The organism is Bradyrhizobium sp. SRS-191 (assembly GCF_024586915.1).
Taxonomy (GTDB): domain Bacteria; phylum Pseudomonadota; class Alphaproteobacteria; order Rhizobiales; family Xanthobacteraceae; genus Bradyrhizobium.
This window is the reverse complement of sequence record NZ_JANBVS010000011.1, coordinates 61491-77026: the sequence shown is the minus strand read 5'-3', so window position 1 is coordinate 77026 and position 15536 is coordinate 61491. Positions and strand designations below refer to the sequence as shown.

Annotated in this window: 13 protein-coding genes and 1 other annotated feature; of the genes, 9 read left to right on the top strand and 4 right to left on the bottom strand. The window is 65.7% G+C overall.

Annotated elements, in window-relative coordinates; all coding sequences use genetic code 11:
- Positions 1 to 98: 98 nt before the first annotated feature.
- The 3 genes from NLR35_RS20250 (at position 99) to NLR35_RS20240 (ending at position 2388) form a co-directional block, all read left to right on the top strand.
- Positions 99 to 674 carry a glutathione peroxidase gene (locus NLR35_RS20250; protein WP_257168290.1) on the top strand — a complete coding sequence of 192 codons (576 nt, stop codon included), beginning with the start codon at positions 99 to 101 and terminating at the stop codon, positions 672 to 674.
- A gap of 174 nt (positions 675 to 848) precedes the next feature.
- Positions 849 to 1808: a polysaccharide deacetylase family protein gene (locus tag NLR35_RS20245; RefSeq protein ID WP_257168289.1), complete on the top strand. Its 960-nt coding sequence runs from the start codon at positions 849 to 851 to the stop codon at positions 1806 to 1808.
- 19 nt (positions 1809 to 1827) lie between these two features.
- Positions 1828 to 2388, top strand: a complete 561-nt coding sequence (locus NLR35_RS20240; RefSeq protein WP_257168288.1) for a dihydrofolate reductase — start codon at positions 1828 to 1830, stop codon at positions 2386 to 2388.
- 9 nt (positions 2389 to 2397) lie between these two features.
- Here the strand turns inward: NLR35_RS20240 and NLR35_RS20235 are convergent, their stop codons facing one another.
- Together NLR35_RS20235 and NLR35_RS20230 are read right to left on the bottom strand one after the other, a co-directional pair.
- Positions 2398 to 2853 carry a DoxX family protein gene (locus NLR35_RS20235; protein ID WP_257168287.1) on the bottom strand — a complete coding sequence of 152 codons (456 nt, stop codon included), beginning with the start codon at positions 2851 to 2853 and terminating at the stop codon, positions 2398 to 2400.
- A gap of 148 nt (positions 2854 to 3001) precedes the next feature.
- The gene (locus NLR35_RS20230; protein WP_257168286.1) at positions 3002 to 5314 is read right to left on the bottom strand and encodes an NADP-dependent malic enzyme; all 2313 of its coding nucleotides are present in this window, start codon (positions 5312 to 5314) and stop codon (positions 3002 to 3004) included.
- Positions 5315 to 5584: 270 nt separating this feature from the next.
- Here NLR35_RS20230 and NLR35_RS20225 point away from each other — a divergent pair, with 270 nt between their 5' ends.
- Positions 5585 to 7567: a YdgA family protein gene (locus tag NLR35_RS20225; protein WP_257168285.1), complete on the top strand. Its 1983-nt coding sequence runs from the start codon at positions 5585 to 5587 to the stop codon at positions 7565 to 7567.
- A 1318-nt stretch (positions 7568 to 8885) separates the two neighbouring features.
- Here NLR35_RS20225 and NLR35_RS20220 read toward each other — a convergent pair.
- Positions 8886 to 9431, bottom strand: a complete 546-nt coding sequence (locus NLR35_RS20220) for a GNAT family N-acetyltransferase (RefSeq protein ID WP_257168284.1) — start codon at positions 9429 to 9431, stop codon at positions 8886 to 8888.
- 303 nt (positions 9432 to 9734) lie between these two features.
- Between NLR35_RS20220 and aqpZ the strand changes: the two genes are divergently transcribed.
- The 4 genes from aqpZ to NLR35_RS20200 all read left to right on the top strand — a co-directional run bounded on the left by aqpZ (position 9735) and on the right by NLR35_RS20200 (position 13864).
- A complete protein-coding gene (aqpZ, locus tag NLR35_RS20215) occupies positions 9735 to 10478 on the top strand; it encodes an aquaporin Z (protein WP_257168283.1) in 744 nt (247 codons plus the stop codon).
- A gap of 290 nt (positions 10479 to 10768) precedes the next feature.
- Positions 10769 to 10822 (top strand) — a sequence feature (sul1 is cis-regulatory element that is thought to sense ions involved in sulfur or methionine metabolism; They are found in Alphaproteobacteria).
- A gap of 82 nt (positions 10823 to 10904) precedes the next feature.
- Positions 10905 to 12386, top strand: a complete 1482-nt coding sequence (locus tag NLR35_RS20210) for a SulP family inorganic anion transporter (RefSeq protein WP_257168282.1) — start codon at positions 10905 to 10907, stop codon at positions 12384 to 12386.
- Between the two features lie 96 nt (positions 12387 to 12482).
- Complete coding sequence (locus tag NLR35_RS20205) at positions 12483 to 13109, top strand: LysE family translocator (protein WP_257168281.1); 627 nt, start codon at positions 12483 to 12485, stop codon at positions 13107 to 13109.
- Positions 13110 to 13300: 191 nt separating this feature from the next.
- Positions 13301 to 13864: a sterol desaturase family protein gene (locus tag NLR35_RS20200; protein ID WP_257168280.1), complete on the top strand. Its 564-nt coding sequence runs from the start codon at positions 13301 to 13303 to the stop codon at positions 13862 to 13864.
- Between the two features lie 39 nt (positions 13865 to 13903).
- On the opposite strand, the gene NLR35_RS20195 is transcribed toward NLR35_RS20200, so the two are convergent.
- Positions 13904 to 14794: a LysR family transcriptional regulator gene (locus NLR35_RS20195; protein WP_257168279.1), complete on the bottom strand. Its 891-nt coding sequence runs from the start codon at positions 14792 to 14794 to the stop codon at positions 13904 to 13906.
- A gap of 114 nt (positions 14795 to 14908) precedes the next feature.
- Here NLR35_RS20195 and NLR35_RS20190 point away from each other — a divergent pair, with 114 nt between their 5' ends.
- Positions 14909 to 15511 carry an FMN-dependent NADH-azoreductase gene (locus NLR35_RS20190; protein WP_257168278.1) on the top strand — a complete coding sequence of 201 codons (603 nt, stop codon included), beginning with the start codon at positions 14909 to 14911 and terminating at the stop codon, positions 15509 to 15511.
- Positions 15512 to 15536: the final 25 nt, after the last annotated feature.

Sequence of the window (15536 nt, the reverse complement as noted above, 5' to 3'; positions counted from 1 at the left end):
AGCATGATCCAACACCACGCCGCGCCCGTTGATAGAACGGCCGGCTGAGTGCGGGCGCATGCCTGCTGACGGGGCTGACTCTGCACAGGGAGATTCACATGATCGATCGCAGGATGGTTGTTCTCGGCCTCGGCGCGTCCTTGTCAGGCACGCTGCTCGCGTCGCGCGCGGCTCTGGCCGACAGTGCGGTGAGCAAGACCACGGCTTACCGCTTCTCCTTCCCGGTGCCGTCGGGCGAGCCGATACGCCTGGCCGATCTTGCCGGCAAACCAGTCATGGTGGTGAACACGGCCTCGCAGTGCGGCTACACGCCCCAGTACACCGGGCTGCAGCAGCTCTGGAGCGAGTTCCATGAGCGCGGCCTGACCATCATTGCGGTACCATCCAACGACTTCAACCAGGAGCCGGGCATCGGCGGCGACATCGCGCAGCTCGCCAACAAGGAATACGGCGTGACCTTCCCGATGACCTCGAAGGCGGTCGTCACAGGCTCCAACGCCCATCCGTTCTACCGCTGGGCGGCGGAGGCCCGTCCGAAGGACACCCCGCGCTGGAATTTCCACAAGTACCTGATCGGACGCGACGGCTACATCGCCGACGTGTTCGCCTCCTCGGTCGAGCCGACCGATACGCGGGTCAAGACCGCTGTCGCCCGGATGCTCGCGGCCGGCTGACCAACACTTTAGGCAACACTTGGCAAGAATGCGGCGGGAGCCGGCAACTTCCCCGTGTTTTTGCCTCGTTTCCTTTTGGCGCCGATCCGGCCGCTGGGGTAGTATCCCAAGCCGGATGGTGGAGCGACTCTGGATCCCCGACGCTCCCGTTGCAACAACCCCCGAGGAAACACGATGCGGATTGCGGCTGGATTGGTGTTCGCAGGTTCTCTGGCGGCCTCGCTGTTGGCGTCTGGCGCCGCCTGGTCGCAGGCGCAGCGGACGGCGGCAGCGCCGACCCCCGCTGCAGCTCCGGCTCCGGTCGCAGCCCAAGCGGCCGCCCCCCAGGCTCAGCCACCGCGCGCGCCCTGCATGAACCCCGAGGCGCTCGGCGTCGGCCGCACCGTCGAGATCGACACGACCGGCGGCCCCGGCTTCGGCTTCGAGCACTTCAAGGACCTCGACTTCCTCAAGGACCACGAGGTCGTCCTGACCTTCGACGACGGCCCGTGGCCGGAGAACACCCCCGGTGTGCTCAAGGCGCTCGCCGACCAGTGCACGACGGGCATCTTCTTCATCATCGGCAAGCACGCGACCTACTATCCGGAGATCCTCAAGCAGGTCTACAACGCCGGCCACACGGTCGGCACGCACACTTGGTCGCATGCGGCGCTGACCAACAAGAAACTGACCGACGACCAGCGCAAGGAAGAGATCGAGCTCGGCATCAGCGCCGTGAAGTGGGCACTCGGCGGCAACTCGCCCGCGCCGTTCTTCCGCTTCCCGGCACTGCAGCACCCGCCGGAGATGGTGACCTATCTCGGCACCCGCAACATCGGCATCTTCTCCTGCGACCTCGACTCGTTCGACTTCAAGGCGAAGAACGCGCAAGCCGTGCTCGACGTCACCTTCAAGAAGCTCGACAAGCTCGGCAAGGGCATCATCCTGATGCACGACTTCCACAAGCACACCGCCGAAGCCCTGCCCGAGATGCTGCGCCGCCTGAAGGCCGGCGGCTACAAGGTGGTCGCGATGCGCGCCAAGGCGCCGGTGCAGTCGCTGCCGCAATATGACGAGCAGCTTGCCAAGGTTGCGAAGCTGCCGACGGTGAGCCAAAGGCCGGTCTCGAGCGTTGTGACGACAGTGTCCGAATGAGACAGGATTCCTTTCGTCAGTGACCAAGCTTCGTATCGAAGGTTACGTGATCGTATCGGCCGACGGCATGTTGGCCGATGCTGACAATGTGATGCCCGGGGTTCTCAAATTCCCGGGCGACGCCGAGTTTTTCTCCAGCGCGCTCGACGGCGCCGATTTGATCGTCCACGGCCGCAACTCCTATGAGGACCAGCCGAACTCGCCGAAGCGCAAGCGGCTGATCGTGACCAGCAAGATCGCGGCGCTGGCGCCTGATCCGGAGAAGCCGCTCTCCACGCTGTGGAACCCCGCCGGTGCCTCGTTCGAGCAGGCCTGCGAGGCCGCCGGCGTCACGACCGGCACCGTTGCGGTCATCGGGGGTCCTGTCGTGTTCGACATGTTCATGGACCGCTACGACACGTTCTTCCTGTCGTTCGCCCCCCGCGTGCAACTGCCCGGCGGCGCGCCCTGCTTCACCGAGGTCGGCCCCGGCCGGTCGCCGCAGCAGGTGCTGACGGCGCACGGCATGACACCCGCCAATCAGCTGATGCTCGATCCCGCCGACGACGTCAGCGTCACCGCCTGGCAGCGCGCGTCCTGATCCGGGCCGTCAGATGTCGCCATAGGCGCTCTGCTCCGGCGCCTTTGGTCCCTTGCCGTAGCCGAAGATCATGAACAGCGCGCCGATGATCGAGAGATTCTTCAGCGCGTCGATCAGGGTCTTGGCGTTGTCGGGCGGGGTCTGGTTCCAGAAATCGTGGAAATAGAAGATCGTCGCGCCGACGAAGAGGATCATCAGCGCCGCGAAGAACCGCCCGAGGAAGTTCAGCGCGATCATCGCGCCGGCGAACACCTCGAAGGCGCCGGAGGCAATCGCCAGGATCTGCGGCATCGGCATCTTCGCCGCCGCCTCGAGCTGCGCCGCATACGGCGCGAGCACGGCGGGAATCGTGACCTTGGCGGCAATGATATCGGCCGTCACCGGAATGCCGAACAGCTTGGTCGCGCCTGAATAGATGAAGATCACGGCGAACAGAACGCGCCCGAACGTAATGAAACCCGGCATTCTCGCCCTCACGGATCAACTTCAAACGATGTGTCGCCGGCCCGCCGGGCCGGATATGTGACGTCGCGAACGCTTTTCACCAACAAAGGCGGGCGGAATGCGACCGAAACCGGACGAATTCCGCCACACTTCGATCACGTCAATACGATCACGCGAACAGCGTCGGCTGCGCCCTCCCCGCCCGCTCCTGCGCCTCGACGGCGGCGACCGCCGTCATGTTGAGAATGCCGCGCGCCGTCACCGACGGGGTGAGGATGTGCGCCGGCCTCGCCGGTCCGATCAGGATCGGTCCCACGGGAACCGCATCCGCCAGCACCTTGATCATCTGATAGGCGACGTTGGCGGCATCGAGGTTCGGCATGATCAGCACGTTGGCCGAGCCTTCGAGATCCGAATGCGGCAGGATCGCCTTGCGCGCGGTCGCCGACAGCGCGGTGTCGCCCTGCATCTCACCGTCGGCCTCGAGGTCCGGACGATGCTGCTTCAGCAGCGCGGTGGCCTGCCGCATCTTGCGCGAGGACTCGGTGTCGTAACCGCCGAAATCGGAGTGCGAGACGAAGGCGATCTTCGGCTTGATGTTGAAGCGCGTGACGTGATTGGCCGCGAGCGAGGCCATCTCGGCGAGCTCCTCGGCGGTCGGATCGGGCCGCACCTGGGTGTCGCCGATGAAATAGGCGCCCTTGCTGGTGATGGTAAGCGCCAGCGCCGCGTAGTCGCTGACACCCGGCATGAAGCCGATGATCTCGCGGACATGGCGCAGATGGCTCATGTAGCGGCCCTCGACGCCGCAGATCATCGCATCCGCCTCGCCCCGGACCACCGCGAGCGCGGCGATGACGGTGGCGTTGGTGCGCACCACCGTGCGCGCCGCATCCGGCGTCACACCGCGGCGGCCGGCGATCTCGATGTAGCTCTGCACATAGGAGCGATAGCGCGGATCGTCCTCGGGGTTGACGAGGTCGAAGTCGCGCCCGGCCTTGATCGACAGGCCGAAGCGCTTGATGCGCGCCTCGACGACGCTCGGACGTCCCACCAGGATCGGCCGCGCCAGCTTCTCCTCCAGCACCACCTGGGTGGCGCGCAGCACGCGCTCGTCCTCGCCCTCGGCATAGATCACGCGCACCGGCTGGGCTTTCGCCTTGGCAAACACCGGCTTCATGACGAGGCCGGAGCGGAACGCGAAGCGCTCGAGCAGCGCGGTATATTCGTCGAAATTGGTGATCGGCCGGGTGGCGACGCCCGACTCCATCGCGGCCTTGGCGACGGCCGGCGCAATGCGCAGGATCAGGCGCGGATCGAATGGCGAGGGGATCAGCGAGCCCGGGCCAAACCCCTGCGTCTCGCCGGTGTCGAAGCCGCGCGACACCGCATCCGACGGCGGGTCCTGGGCGAGCTGCGCGATCGCGTCGACCGCGGCCTGCTTCATCGCCTCGTTGATCGCGGTGGCGCCGACGTCGAGTGCGCCGCGGAAGATGAACGGGAAGCAGAGGACGTTGTTGACCTGGTTCGGGAAGTCCGAACGTCCGGTGCAGATCATCGCGTCCGGCCGCGCCGCACGCGCCTCCTCCGGCATGATCTCCGGATTCGGATTGGCGAGCGCCATGATCAACGGCTTCTCGGCCATCTGCTTCAGCAGCTCCTGCTTCAGCACGCCGCCGGCGGACAGGCCTAAGAAGAGGTCGGCGCCGCCGATGACTTCGGCGAGCGTCCGCTTGTCGGTCTTCTGCGCATAGACCGCCTTCCACGGATCCATCAGCGTGTTGCGCCCCTCATGCACCACGCCGTCGATGTCGCAGACCCAGATGTTCTCGCGTTTCGCGCCCATCGAGACCAGCAGATTGAGGCAGGCGATCGCGGCGGCGCCCGCGCCTGACGTCACGATCTTGACCTCGGACAGCTGCTTGCCGGCCAGCGACAGCGCGTTCTTGATCGCGGCGCCGACGATGATCGCGGTGCCGTGCTGGTCGTCATGGAAGACCGGGATCTTCATCCGCTCCTTGAGCCGCGCCTCGATCTCGAAGCACTCCGGTCCCTTGATGTCCTCCAGGTTGATGCCGCCGAAGGTCGGCTCCAGCGCCGCCACCGTCTCGACCACCCGGTCGATCGTCTCGGCATTGATCTCGATGTCGAAGACGTCGATGCCGGCGAATTTCTTGAACAGGACCGCCTTACCCTCCATGACCGGCTTGGAGGCCAGCGGGCCGATATTGCCGAGCCCGAGCACGGCGGTCCCGTTGGAGACGACGGCCACGAGGTTGGCGCGCGCCGTCAGCGAGGCCGCCTCGGCCGGGTTGTTGGCGATTTCGGTGCACGCTGCCGCCACGCCCGGGGAATAGGCCAGCGCGAGGTCACGCTGGTTGGCGAGCGGCTTGGAGGCCTGGATCTCCAGCTTGCCGGGCCGCGGCAGCCGGTGATAGGCCAGCGCTGCGGAACGAAGATCTTCAGAATAGGACGACGACATACGTGCTCCAGCGTTTCCGACCCCGGTCGGTCTCGTGAGGCGCGTTCAGGACGCGTTTTTTCCGGCCGGTGGAACCGCATGTGATGCACGCTGAGCGGTTTTCATGCAACATCGGAAACCATGTCCGGGAACAGACCAGGGGCAGCAAATTCTCAAGTTGGCAGAGGCACATCCCTATCCGATCCGCCCTGCCAACACCATGACCATCAAACCACGACCCTCAAACCACGACCCTTGCGCTGCCTGAGGCGCTTTGCGGGAGCAGATTGAATGAAGCGGATTGTGATTGGCGTTCTCGTCGCGGTTGCGCTCGGCGTTGCCGGCTTTTTGGGCGTCCCCTGGTACGCCCAGGCCCGCGCCGAGCGTGAGGTCGAGGCAAGCTTCGCACAACTCCGGCAGAATGGCGCCTCCGCCAGTCACGGCAAGGTGGCCTTCGACCTGTGGAGCCGCAAGCTGTCGATCGCCGACGTCAAGATCGAGTCGGCCAGCCAGCCGCCGGCCGGCGTGAGCTTCGGCACCGTCACCGCGACCGGCCTGAGCCAGCCCGACAGCGAGCACGTTTCTGCTGCCAGCATCGAGCTGAACGACGTGGCGATCAGCGGCCAGGCCGCCGGCCCCGCGGCGCTGCGCCTCAGCTACAAGCTGCCGCAACTGGTGGTGAAGGATTACGCCGGCCCGGCCCGGTTCGCCGCCATCCCCGCCGGCACCGGAACGCTCGACGTCTATCGGGCGCTCGTCCAACAGTTCGTCGCGATCAACGCCACCTCGATCACCGTGCCGCGCACCACGGGCACCATGGACGGCGGCGCCGCAACGGGCCCGGCCGAGTTCACCTATTCCGGACTGACCTTCGACGGCATCAAGGCCGGCCGGATCGCGAGCTACAAGCTCGACGAGGTCACCTTCACGATGAGCCCGCAGCAGCCCGACGGCAAGGCCGACAAGATGCAGGGGCGCATCGCGGACATCGTTCACCACGACCTGGACACCAATGCGCTCATCGCCCTGCTCAGTTCCGATGCCGCCAAGGACGATCGCACCTACCGGGTCTACGGCAAGGTCACGATGGGAGCCTACGAGATCAACTCGTCGGCCGGTGTGCGCATGCGCATCGACGGTGCGACGCTCGATGAATTCAACGTCCGCCCCTCGCGCCTGCAACTGCCGGCGCTGATCGCGGCGTTGCCTGCTGCGCCGGCCGCCCAGCCGACGCCCGAGCAGGCGCGCGATCTGATGGAGCGGGTAGCGGGCGTCTATGAAGGCATCGCAATGCGCAATGCCGAGATCCGCGGCCTCGTGGTGGAAACCCCGCAAGGCCCGTTCAAGCTGGCGAAGATCCACTTCGACCTGAAGGACGGCAAGGGCGACATGGCGGTGGAAGGCCTCGACGGCCGCGCCCCCAACGGGCCGGTCAAGCTCGGCCGCTTCGCCTTGAAGGGCTTCGACTTCTCCGGCCTGATGCATTTCGCGGCCAAATATTCCGCCGCTGGCGCGAAGCCTGCCGCGGCCGACGCCGCCGAGTTGTTCAAGATGCTTGATGGCGTCGAGCTGAAGGCGCTGACGACGCCCTACAAGGCCGGCGACAAGCCGGTGCAGATCGACAATGTCAGCCTCGACTGGGGCCAGTTCGTCGGTCCCATCCCGACCAAGGCGCGGCTGGTCGCCAAGATGGCCGGGCCGCTCGATCCGTCCAATCCGGCGCTGCTGCCGCTGCTGGTCGCCGGCATCGACACCGCGGCGTTCGATGCCGATCTCGGCCTCGGCTGGAGCGAGAGCGCTGCGACCTTCGCGCTGGAGCCGTTCAAGCTCGAGGTCAGCAATCTCGTCGCCGCTTCCGCCAACGTGTCGCTGGCGCAGGTGCCGCGCGAGGTCTTCACGGTCGACGTGCAGCAGGCCATGACGGCGGCCGAGAAGATCGAGGCGGCCGGCCTCGCGCTGACGCTGCGCGATCTCGGCGCGGTCGACGTGCTCGTCGCCAACTACGCGCGCGGCCATTCGATCCCCCGCGATGCCGCGCGCAAGGCGCTGGTCGACAGCATCAAGGCGATCGGCGCGCAGGTCGCCGCCGACAATGCCGACGTTGTGAGCGCCGTCGATGCGCTGAGCCGCTTCGTCGAGAAGCCGCGCCAGACCTTCACGCTCAAGCTCTCGCCGCGCGCCAAGGTGCCGGCCATGCAGCTCGCCCAGCTGATTGCGATCGACCCGCCGAGCGCGCTGGCGCAGTTCAAGATCGAGGCCCAGACGGCGCCGTAACCGGCACATGAGTCCACGCCTCTCTCCGCAGTCATTCCGGGAAGACTTATGATACCGCCTCCCGCCACGCACTCGGCGCGCTCCTCTCCCCGTCCTTCACGGGGAGAGGTGAACCGAGCAAGTCGCAGCACCTCGATACAAACTTCGATCCTACATCTCGCGATCCGTCGCCGATGTGCGCAGACTCTTCGGCTTTGCCTGATGATTTCACGGTGAAGTTCACGCGAACTAACAAAGAGACGCGCTTATCCGATCCCGCGGCTTCTTCGCCCGAGTTGTTCCAATCGTTCGGCCCTCTCTCGTTCGAAGAGGGCGCAGGGAATGCCGGGTGCTGGCCGCAACCCATGGCCCGCCTGCGAAAAAAATGCAGGCGGCAGGAACCACAGGTGCTGCCGGTCATCCGGCATTCCCTGCGCGATGGGCTTTTCGGCTGCTTTACGCTCTCCCCGGGGACCGGCTTGTTTGTCCCCGTCATCCGCGCGACGCCAAGGCATCGGCGCGAATTTGACACCAGCATCGGGGTGTCAGAACCACGCAACTTGACCGCCTGCACCCTGCCCTTCGTCCACGCGACACGCGCGTTGCGACAGACTGCAGCCACCGCCTCCCCACCTCACGTCTCGTGACGACCGCGAACCGTCCCTCTTCATCGAGGCGGGATGGCCGGAAATGTGGAGGTGATTTGCCCGACGGTGCAAGGGGAATGATTGCGACTAACTAACACGACGGGCAATTTGCGCATGAGGGAGATGCACGAAATGCCCGTCGGGCAGAGTTTGGATGAAGCAGGCTGGAATGCATGAGTGGGCCAACAGCGATCGTACCCGTCCTTACGAGGCGCAATCGCGCCGAAGCAATCCAGACGTCCCGTCTCGCCATGGATTGCTTCGCTGCGCTCGCAATGACGGTGGTGAGGCACAAGCCGGCGGCCTCATCCTCCGCCGTCATCCCGGCGAACGCCGGCATCCATAGCCGCCGAGGTTGGTGGGGCGTTTAGACGAGAGTTTCCTTGGAACCAGCGATCGTTTCCAGGTTGATCTTCGCCGCCCCCACTGCTGTCATGCTCCGCGAAAGCGGAGCATCCAGTACCCCTTGGCAGGCGAGATTGAACCGAAGTATCACGGCGTACTGGATCGTCCGCCTTCGCGGACGATGACAGCCGGAGCCAACCTGATCAATGTGCCAAGGACTCTGAAAACGGTCGTCTAGAAGCTGCCAGTCCTCCTTCCGATCGTCTCCTTCAATCAGCGTCCCGCGTCGGCTCTGCACCGCGCTGACGCGCGGGACGGCTGGTAAGGGGCGACAGCTAGGTCGCCCGCTACAACCTCTTCTCGAAGCACACTGCCTCTGGCCTACCAGCATATTTGCCGTAGTTCGCAATGCGACGATACCCGTGCCGCTCGTAGAACGCGACTGCGCGCGCATTGATCAGACGCGTCTCCAGACGGATCGCTCGATAGCCGTAATCCGCCGCCGCGGTTTCGAGATGCGCGAGGATCGCGGCGCCGACCCCTGATGTGCCGGGCCGCGCATACATCCGCTTCACTTCGGCGATATCGGTGTCGAGCGGGCGCAACGCGCCGCAGCCGACAGCTTGCCCCGCCTTGTCCCACGCGACCAGGAAGCATGCCTTCGGCCCGCGCACGTCGTCCGGATCAAACGACGCGCGGCCGCCGTCGCCGGTGATGCGTGCGAGTGCAGCGGACAACTCCGACATCAAGCTTTCTGCATCGGCAGAAGCCGGATCCTGTTCCAATATCATCAACATCAGTAGCCGCGACGAAGATGCAGCACATATCGACCAGCTGCAATCAAGTACAGGCAGCCATTTACAGATGCCCAGCCAAGAATTGAAGATCCGCATCAGCTGCTGGCATCTGTTAATTTTTTTGGCGAACGCGCCTTGCGCCTTACTGTTCGGTCGACGAAGCCAATCCGTTCTTCATGCCCCAGCCGCATGTGGCACGCTTGCTCCATGCCGTCGCGCGGCACGAGCGGACTTGCGAGGCGCTTGAATACTCTCGCTTTGGTTGTATGATCCTGCTCAACGGTTGACGCTGCGCAAGCGCCGCTCGATCCGCACCTCGCCTGCGCCGCCGTCTGCCGCACTGCTTCGGTTCAACACGTGGCGTGGTCGGGGCCGGCAGAGCCCTCAAGGGAGGAGCCTATGAGCAATCCCATGATGCAGAAATGTGCGGCTGAGGCGATCGGGACCTTCTGGCTGACGTTCGGCGGCTGCGGCAGCGCGGTGATCGCGGCCAAATTCCCGGAGGTCGGGATCGGACTGGTCGGCGTCTCGCTTGCGTTCGGGCTGACGGTGCTGACGATGGCCTATGCCATCGGCCATATCTCCGGATGCCACCTCAACCCGGCCGTCACTGTGGGGCTCTGGGCCGGGGGCCGCTTCCCGGCGCACGATGTGGGACCTTATTTGTTGGCCCAGGTCATTGGCGCCGTCGCGGGTTCGGCGGTGTTGTATACAATCGCGAGCGGCACGGCGGATTTCGACGTCGCCAAGGGCTTTGCCGCCAACGGCTACGCCGCGCATTCCCCCGGTCAGTATGGCCTGTTCTCCTGCTTCCTGGCCGAGCTGGTGCTCACCCTGATGTTCCTGTTCGTCATCATGGGTTCAACACACGGCAAGGCGCCGGCCGGATTTGCCCCGATCGCGATCGGGCTGTGCCTGACGCTGATCCATCTCATCGGCATTCCCATCACCAACACTTCCGTCAATCCCGCCCGCAGTACGGGTCCGGCCTTGTTCGTCGGCGGCTGGGCCCTGGCGCAGCTGTGGCTGTTCTGGGTGGCGCCGCTGCTCGGCGGGGCGCTCGGCGGCATCGTCTACCGTCAACTCAGCGAACAACCTGCTGCTGCGATCACCGGCATCGCTCCCGCGACTCCGGCAGAATGAGCCGTTGACCGGCGATGACAGCCGTAGGCGGCTTATACTCGTTGCGGTGACCGTCCACTTTCATCCTTATTAGTACTTGCGGCGACCATCACTTTTCCGCGCGTTGATTTGAAACAGTCCTTGCCGCAGTTGCCGCCGGCAGGCGCCCGAGTCGCTCGCTGACCTTCGGTTCCAGACTTGCTGCGATCACCAGCCGCGCACTCATCTCAAGAAGCGCCCTCACTTGAAGGTCTCGGTTCCCTGCGTTCCCACTTGATGTGGCATCGCAACGAAGGCATCATCCAGCTTCCATCGGACCCGATTTGATCGGGTGGCTCGGCCCGGCGCCTATCCCCGGGAAACCCCTCAGCAACGCGACTCCGCCTGACGTAGAGGCCGCAAGGGGCATTGCCCGTCGCTGCGCTGGTCCAATCCTGGTTTCAAATCATGAGGTTCCTGCAGACGCTTCGCCGCGAATGGCTGGCGAACATTCCCACCGAGATTCTCTCCGGCCTCCTGGTCGCGCTGGCCCTGATCCCCGAGGCGATCGGCTTTTCCATCGTCGCCGGCGTCGATCCCAAGGTCGGCCTCTACGCCTCGTTCTCCATTGCCTGCGTCACCGCAATCGTGGGCGGCCGGCCCGCGATGATCTCGGCTGCCACCGCCTCGACGGCCGTGCTGATGATCACCCTGGTGCGCGACCACGGACTGCAATACCTGTTTGCAGCGACCGTGCTGATGGGCATCATCCAGATCGTCGCCGGCGCGCTGCGGCTTGGACTGCTGATGAAGTTCGTGTCGCGCTCCGTCATGACAGGCTTCGTCAACGCGCTCGCAATCCTGATCTTCATGGCGCAACTGCCGCAGTTCGTGCATGTCGGCTGGGAGACCTATGCGATGGTGCTCGCCGGACTGGCCATCATCTACGGCGTCCCGTTCCTGACGAAGCTCGTGCCCTCGGCGCTGATCAGCATCATCGCGCTGACCGCCTTCACCATCATCTCCGGGCTCAAGCTGCGCACCGTCGGCGACATGGGCGAGCTGCCGTCGGCTCTGCCGGTATTTGCGCTGCCGCAGGTGCCGTTCAATCTGGAGACATTGCGGATCATCCTGCCCTACTCGCTGACGATGGCCGCGGTCGGCCTGCTGGAATCGCTGCTGACGGCGACGATCGTCGACGACATGACGGATACCGGCAGCAACAAGAACCGCGAATGCGTCGGCCAGGGTGTCGCGAATTTCATCACCGGTTTCTTCGGTGCGATGGGCGGCTGCGCGATGATCGGACAGTCCGTCATCAACGTCACCGCGGGCGCGCGGACGCGGCTGTCGACGTTTCTGGCCGGCGTCTTCCTGCTGTTCCTGATCGTCGTGCTCGGCGACTGGGTGAAGCAGATTCCGATGGCGGCCCTGGTCGCGGTCATGATCATGGTCTCGATCAGCACGTTCGACTGGTCCTCGATCGTCAATCTGCGCTCGCATCCGCTGAGCTCGAGCGTGGTCATGCTCGCGACCGTCATCATCGTGGTCGCCACCGGCGACCTGTCGATGGGCGTGCTGACGGGAGTCGTGCTCAGCGGCGTGTTCTTTGCGGCCAAGGTCGCCCGCCTGCTGGGCATCGAGACGCACCGATCAGAGGACGGCCGCGCGATGACCTATGTCGTCACCGGCCAGGTCTTCTTCGCCTCCTCCAACAGTCTGGTCGACGCGTTCGACTATCGGGACGTGCCATCGCGCGTCACCATCGACGTCAGCGCCGCGCATTTCTGGGACATCACGGCGATCGGTGCTCTCGACGCGATCGTGCTGAAGCTGCGCCGCCATGGCGCCGAGGTCGACGTGGTCGGCCTCAACGAGGCGAGCGCGACCATGGTCGAACGTTTCGGCACCCACCACAAGCCGGAGGCCGCGCAGCGGCCGGCACATTAGCGGCCGCCGAGCCGGGAGGCGCAAAGGCCGGCCGGCGATCGCCTTGCCGGCCGGAACGATCTACAAGCAGCGAAACCTCAGTCACGAAAACCCGCTATGCCCGACCTTCCCTCCTTCCTCCTGTTCCTCTCCGCCGCGCTCGTGGTTGCGCTGACGCCCGGTCCCGGCATTTTCTACATTGGGGCGCGAACGCTGGCCGGCGGCCGAGCGGAGGGGCTGGCCTCCAGCGTCGGCCTCGGGCTCGGCGGTCTCGTGCATGTCGTCGCCGGTGCGGTCGGGCTGTCCGCGCTGATCATGGCGAGTGCGGAAGCGTTCACGGCGCTGAAGATCGCAGGCGCATTCTACTTGATCTGGCTCGGCATCAAGACCTGGCGCGAGGCGCCGATTGCGGCGCCCGCGGAGGTGACGACGACCGGCAGCCGGCGGGCGTTTCGCGAAGGCATCATCGTCGAGGCGCTCAATCCGAAGACGGCGGCATTCTTCCTCGCCTTCCTTCCGCAGTTCGTCGATCCCTCGGGCCATGTCGCCGCGCAGTTCGTCGTGCTCGGGCTGATCTCGGTGGCGCTCAACACCAGCGTCGACCTCGTCGTGACGGTCTGGGCGGCCAAGGCGCGCCACGGGCTGGTCAGGCGGCCGGGCCTCGTCACGCGGATGCGCCAAGCCTCCGGCGCCGTCATGTGCGGTCTCGGCGGCGCCCTGCTGCTCGCGCGTCGCGCGAGCTGAGGCGTCCTTCAACCTTGCCCTGAGAGGCCGGGCCGCGAGCGGGTGAGCCTGCGAGGCGCCTTCACGCAGGCGACTTATGTCTGCGCTAACTCAGTGCCGTGACAAGCTCTCTCACGGAGGCTGAGTCGTCAGCCAGCCCCTCGTCGCGGAGCGCGTCATTCCTCTCCTCTTCGTCTGCGTACGGGCCCGACGTGACTCACAGCAAGCTCAGCTACTACGCCGAACTCGTCATCTACCCGATCGTCCTCGTTGCATTGCTGCTGCTCGACTTGTCGAGCCATGGCTTCGCCCTGCCGCGACGCTGGCTGCTCGCCGCCGCCTGCGGAGCTGCGCTGTGGACGCTCGCCGAATATCTGGTGCACCGGTTCCTCTACCATGAGGTCACGATCCTGAAGCGGCTCCACGGCCTGCACCACGCGCGGCCCAGCGCCCTGATCGGATCGCCCATGTGGGTCAGCATCGTCATCTTCGCGACCTTCTTTGCGCTCGTTGCTGAAGTCACGGACCTGCAGATCGCGAACGGAAGCACGAGTGGCCTGATCCTTGGCTATCTGCTGTATCTGCTGGTCCACGACGCCGTGCATCGCTGGCCGCTGGCCGGGCAAACGCGGCTGCACGCCTGGTTGCGCAGCTGCAGGCTTCGCCATCTGCGTCACCATCGCGACCCCAAGCCCGGCAATTTCGGCGTCGTCACGCCGTTCTGGGATCACGTGCTCGGAACGGCCCTTGCAGCGGGACGCGCGCGCCGCGCCTGAGGCGGTGATGCGCACCGACACGCGCCCCCTCTTCCGGCCTCAGTCCACCTGCTTCAGCCGATCGATCAGCCAGCGGCCGGCCGGCCCCGGCGGCGTGTCGGTGCGGTAGACGGCCGACATCCGGATCTGCGTGTCGGCTTCCGCTTCCGCAAGCGCCAGCGGCACCAGCGCGCCGCTGGCGAGATCGGCCTCGACGACATGGAACGGCATGCCGCCCCAGCCGAGGCCGGCGCGCAGGAAGGCGTGCTTCGCGCCGAGGTCGGACAGCCGCCAGGTCCGCGACGAGAACACGCGCAGATCCTTGCCCTCGGTCAGGCGCGAGCGATCCGTGAGGACGAGCTGGACGTGCTCGCTCAGCAGGTCGGGCGGGATCGCACCTTTGCATCGCGCCAGTGGATGGCGAGCGGAGGCGACCATCAGATAGCGGATGTCACGCAGCGGCTCGCTGCGCAGATCGGGATGGCCGGTCAGCAGCGGGCCGCGAATTCCGAACGCGCAGCGCTTCTCCAGCACCGGCTCGATGACCGCGCCCATGCCCTCCACCGAGACGCGCAACGGCGTGCCCGGAAAGGTCTGCTGAAACGCGGCCACGGCATCCGTCAGCACCGCGGTCGGAAACAGCACGTTCATGGCGATGCTGAGCTCCGGCTCGAGCCCCTGCGCCAGCCCGCGGGCGCGCGCCTTCAGCTCGGCCAACCCATCGGTGACCGCGCGCGCGTCGGCCAGCAAGGCGCAGCCGGCCGGCGTCAGCACGGGATAGCGTCCGGTCCGATCGAACAGGCGGACCTCCAACTGCGCTTCGAGGTTCGCGAGATTCTGGCTGATGACAGACTGCGCCCGGCCGAGCTTGCGGCCGGCGGCGGAAAAGCTGCCGGCCTCGGCGGCTGCGACGAAGGTGCGGAGCTGGTCGAGCGAGATACCGTCGAGCATGTCTATCGCTCAATCCGATGGATAATATCCAAATATATTGTCTTTTCCGATTTATCGCAACCGCTCATGGTTCCCAACGAAAGGCGGCGACGCTGCCGTAACCGGAGACCTCCCATGAAGCTGCTTCACATCGATTCCAGCGTTGCCGGCCCCGGCTCGGTCACCCGCCTGCTGTCGGCCGAGATCGTAGCCGCCCTGACCAAGGCCGGCGCGGCGGAGACCGGCTACCGCGACCTCGCTGCGGAGCCGGTCACGCATCTCACCGGCGCGCATCTCGCGGCCATGCAGGGCGGCACCGCCGACGCGGGCCTGCAGCAGGACGTCCAGGACGGCCTCCAAGCGATGGAGCAGTTCCTCGCCGCCGACATCGTCGTGATCGGCGCGCCGATGTACAATTTCGGCGTTCCCTCGCAGCTCAAGGCCTGGATCGACCGCCTCGCCGTGCCGGGCAAGACCTTCATGTACGGCGAGACCGGTCCGGTCGGCCTGTGCAAGGGCAAGAAGCTCATCATCGCCTCCGCGCGCGGCGGCATCTTCAGCGCGGGATCGCCGATCGCCGCGCTCGACCACCAGGAGACCTACCTGCAGGCGTTCTTCGGCTTCCTCGGCATTTCCGACATCGTCTTCGTGCGCGCCGAAGGCGTCGCGATGGGGCCGGAAGCGCGCGCGAAGGCGATCGAGGCCGCCAAGGCGCAGGCCCTGACGCTCGCCGCCTGACCGCTTCCATCGATCGGTTCAAGCT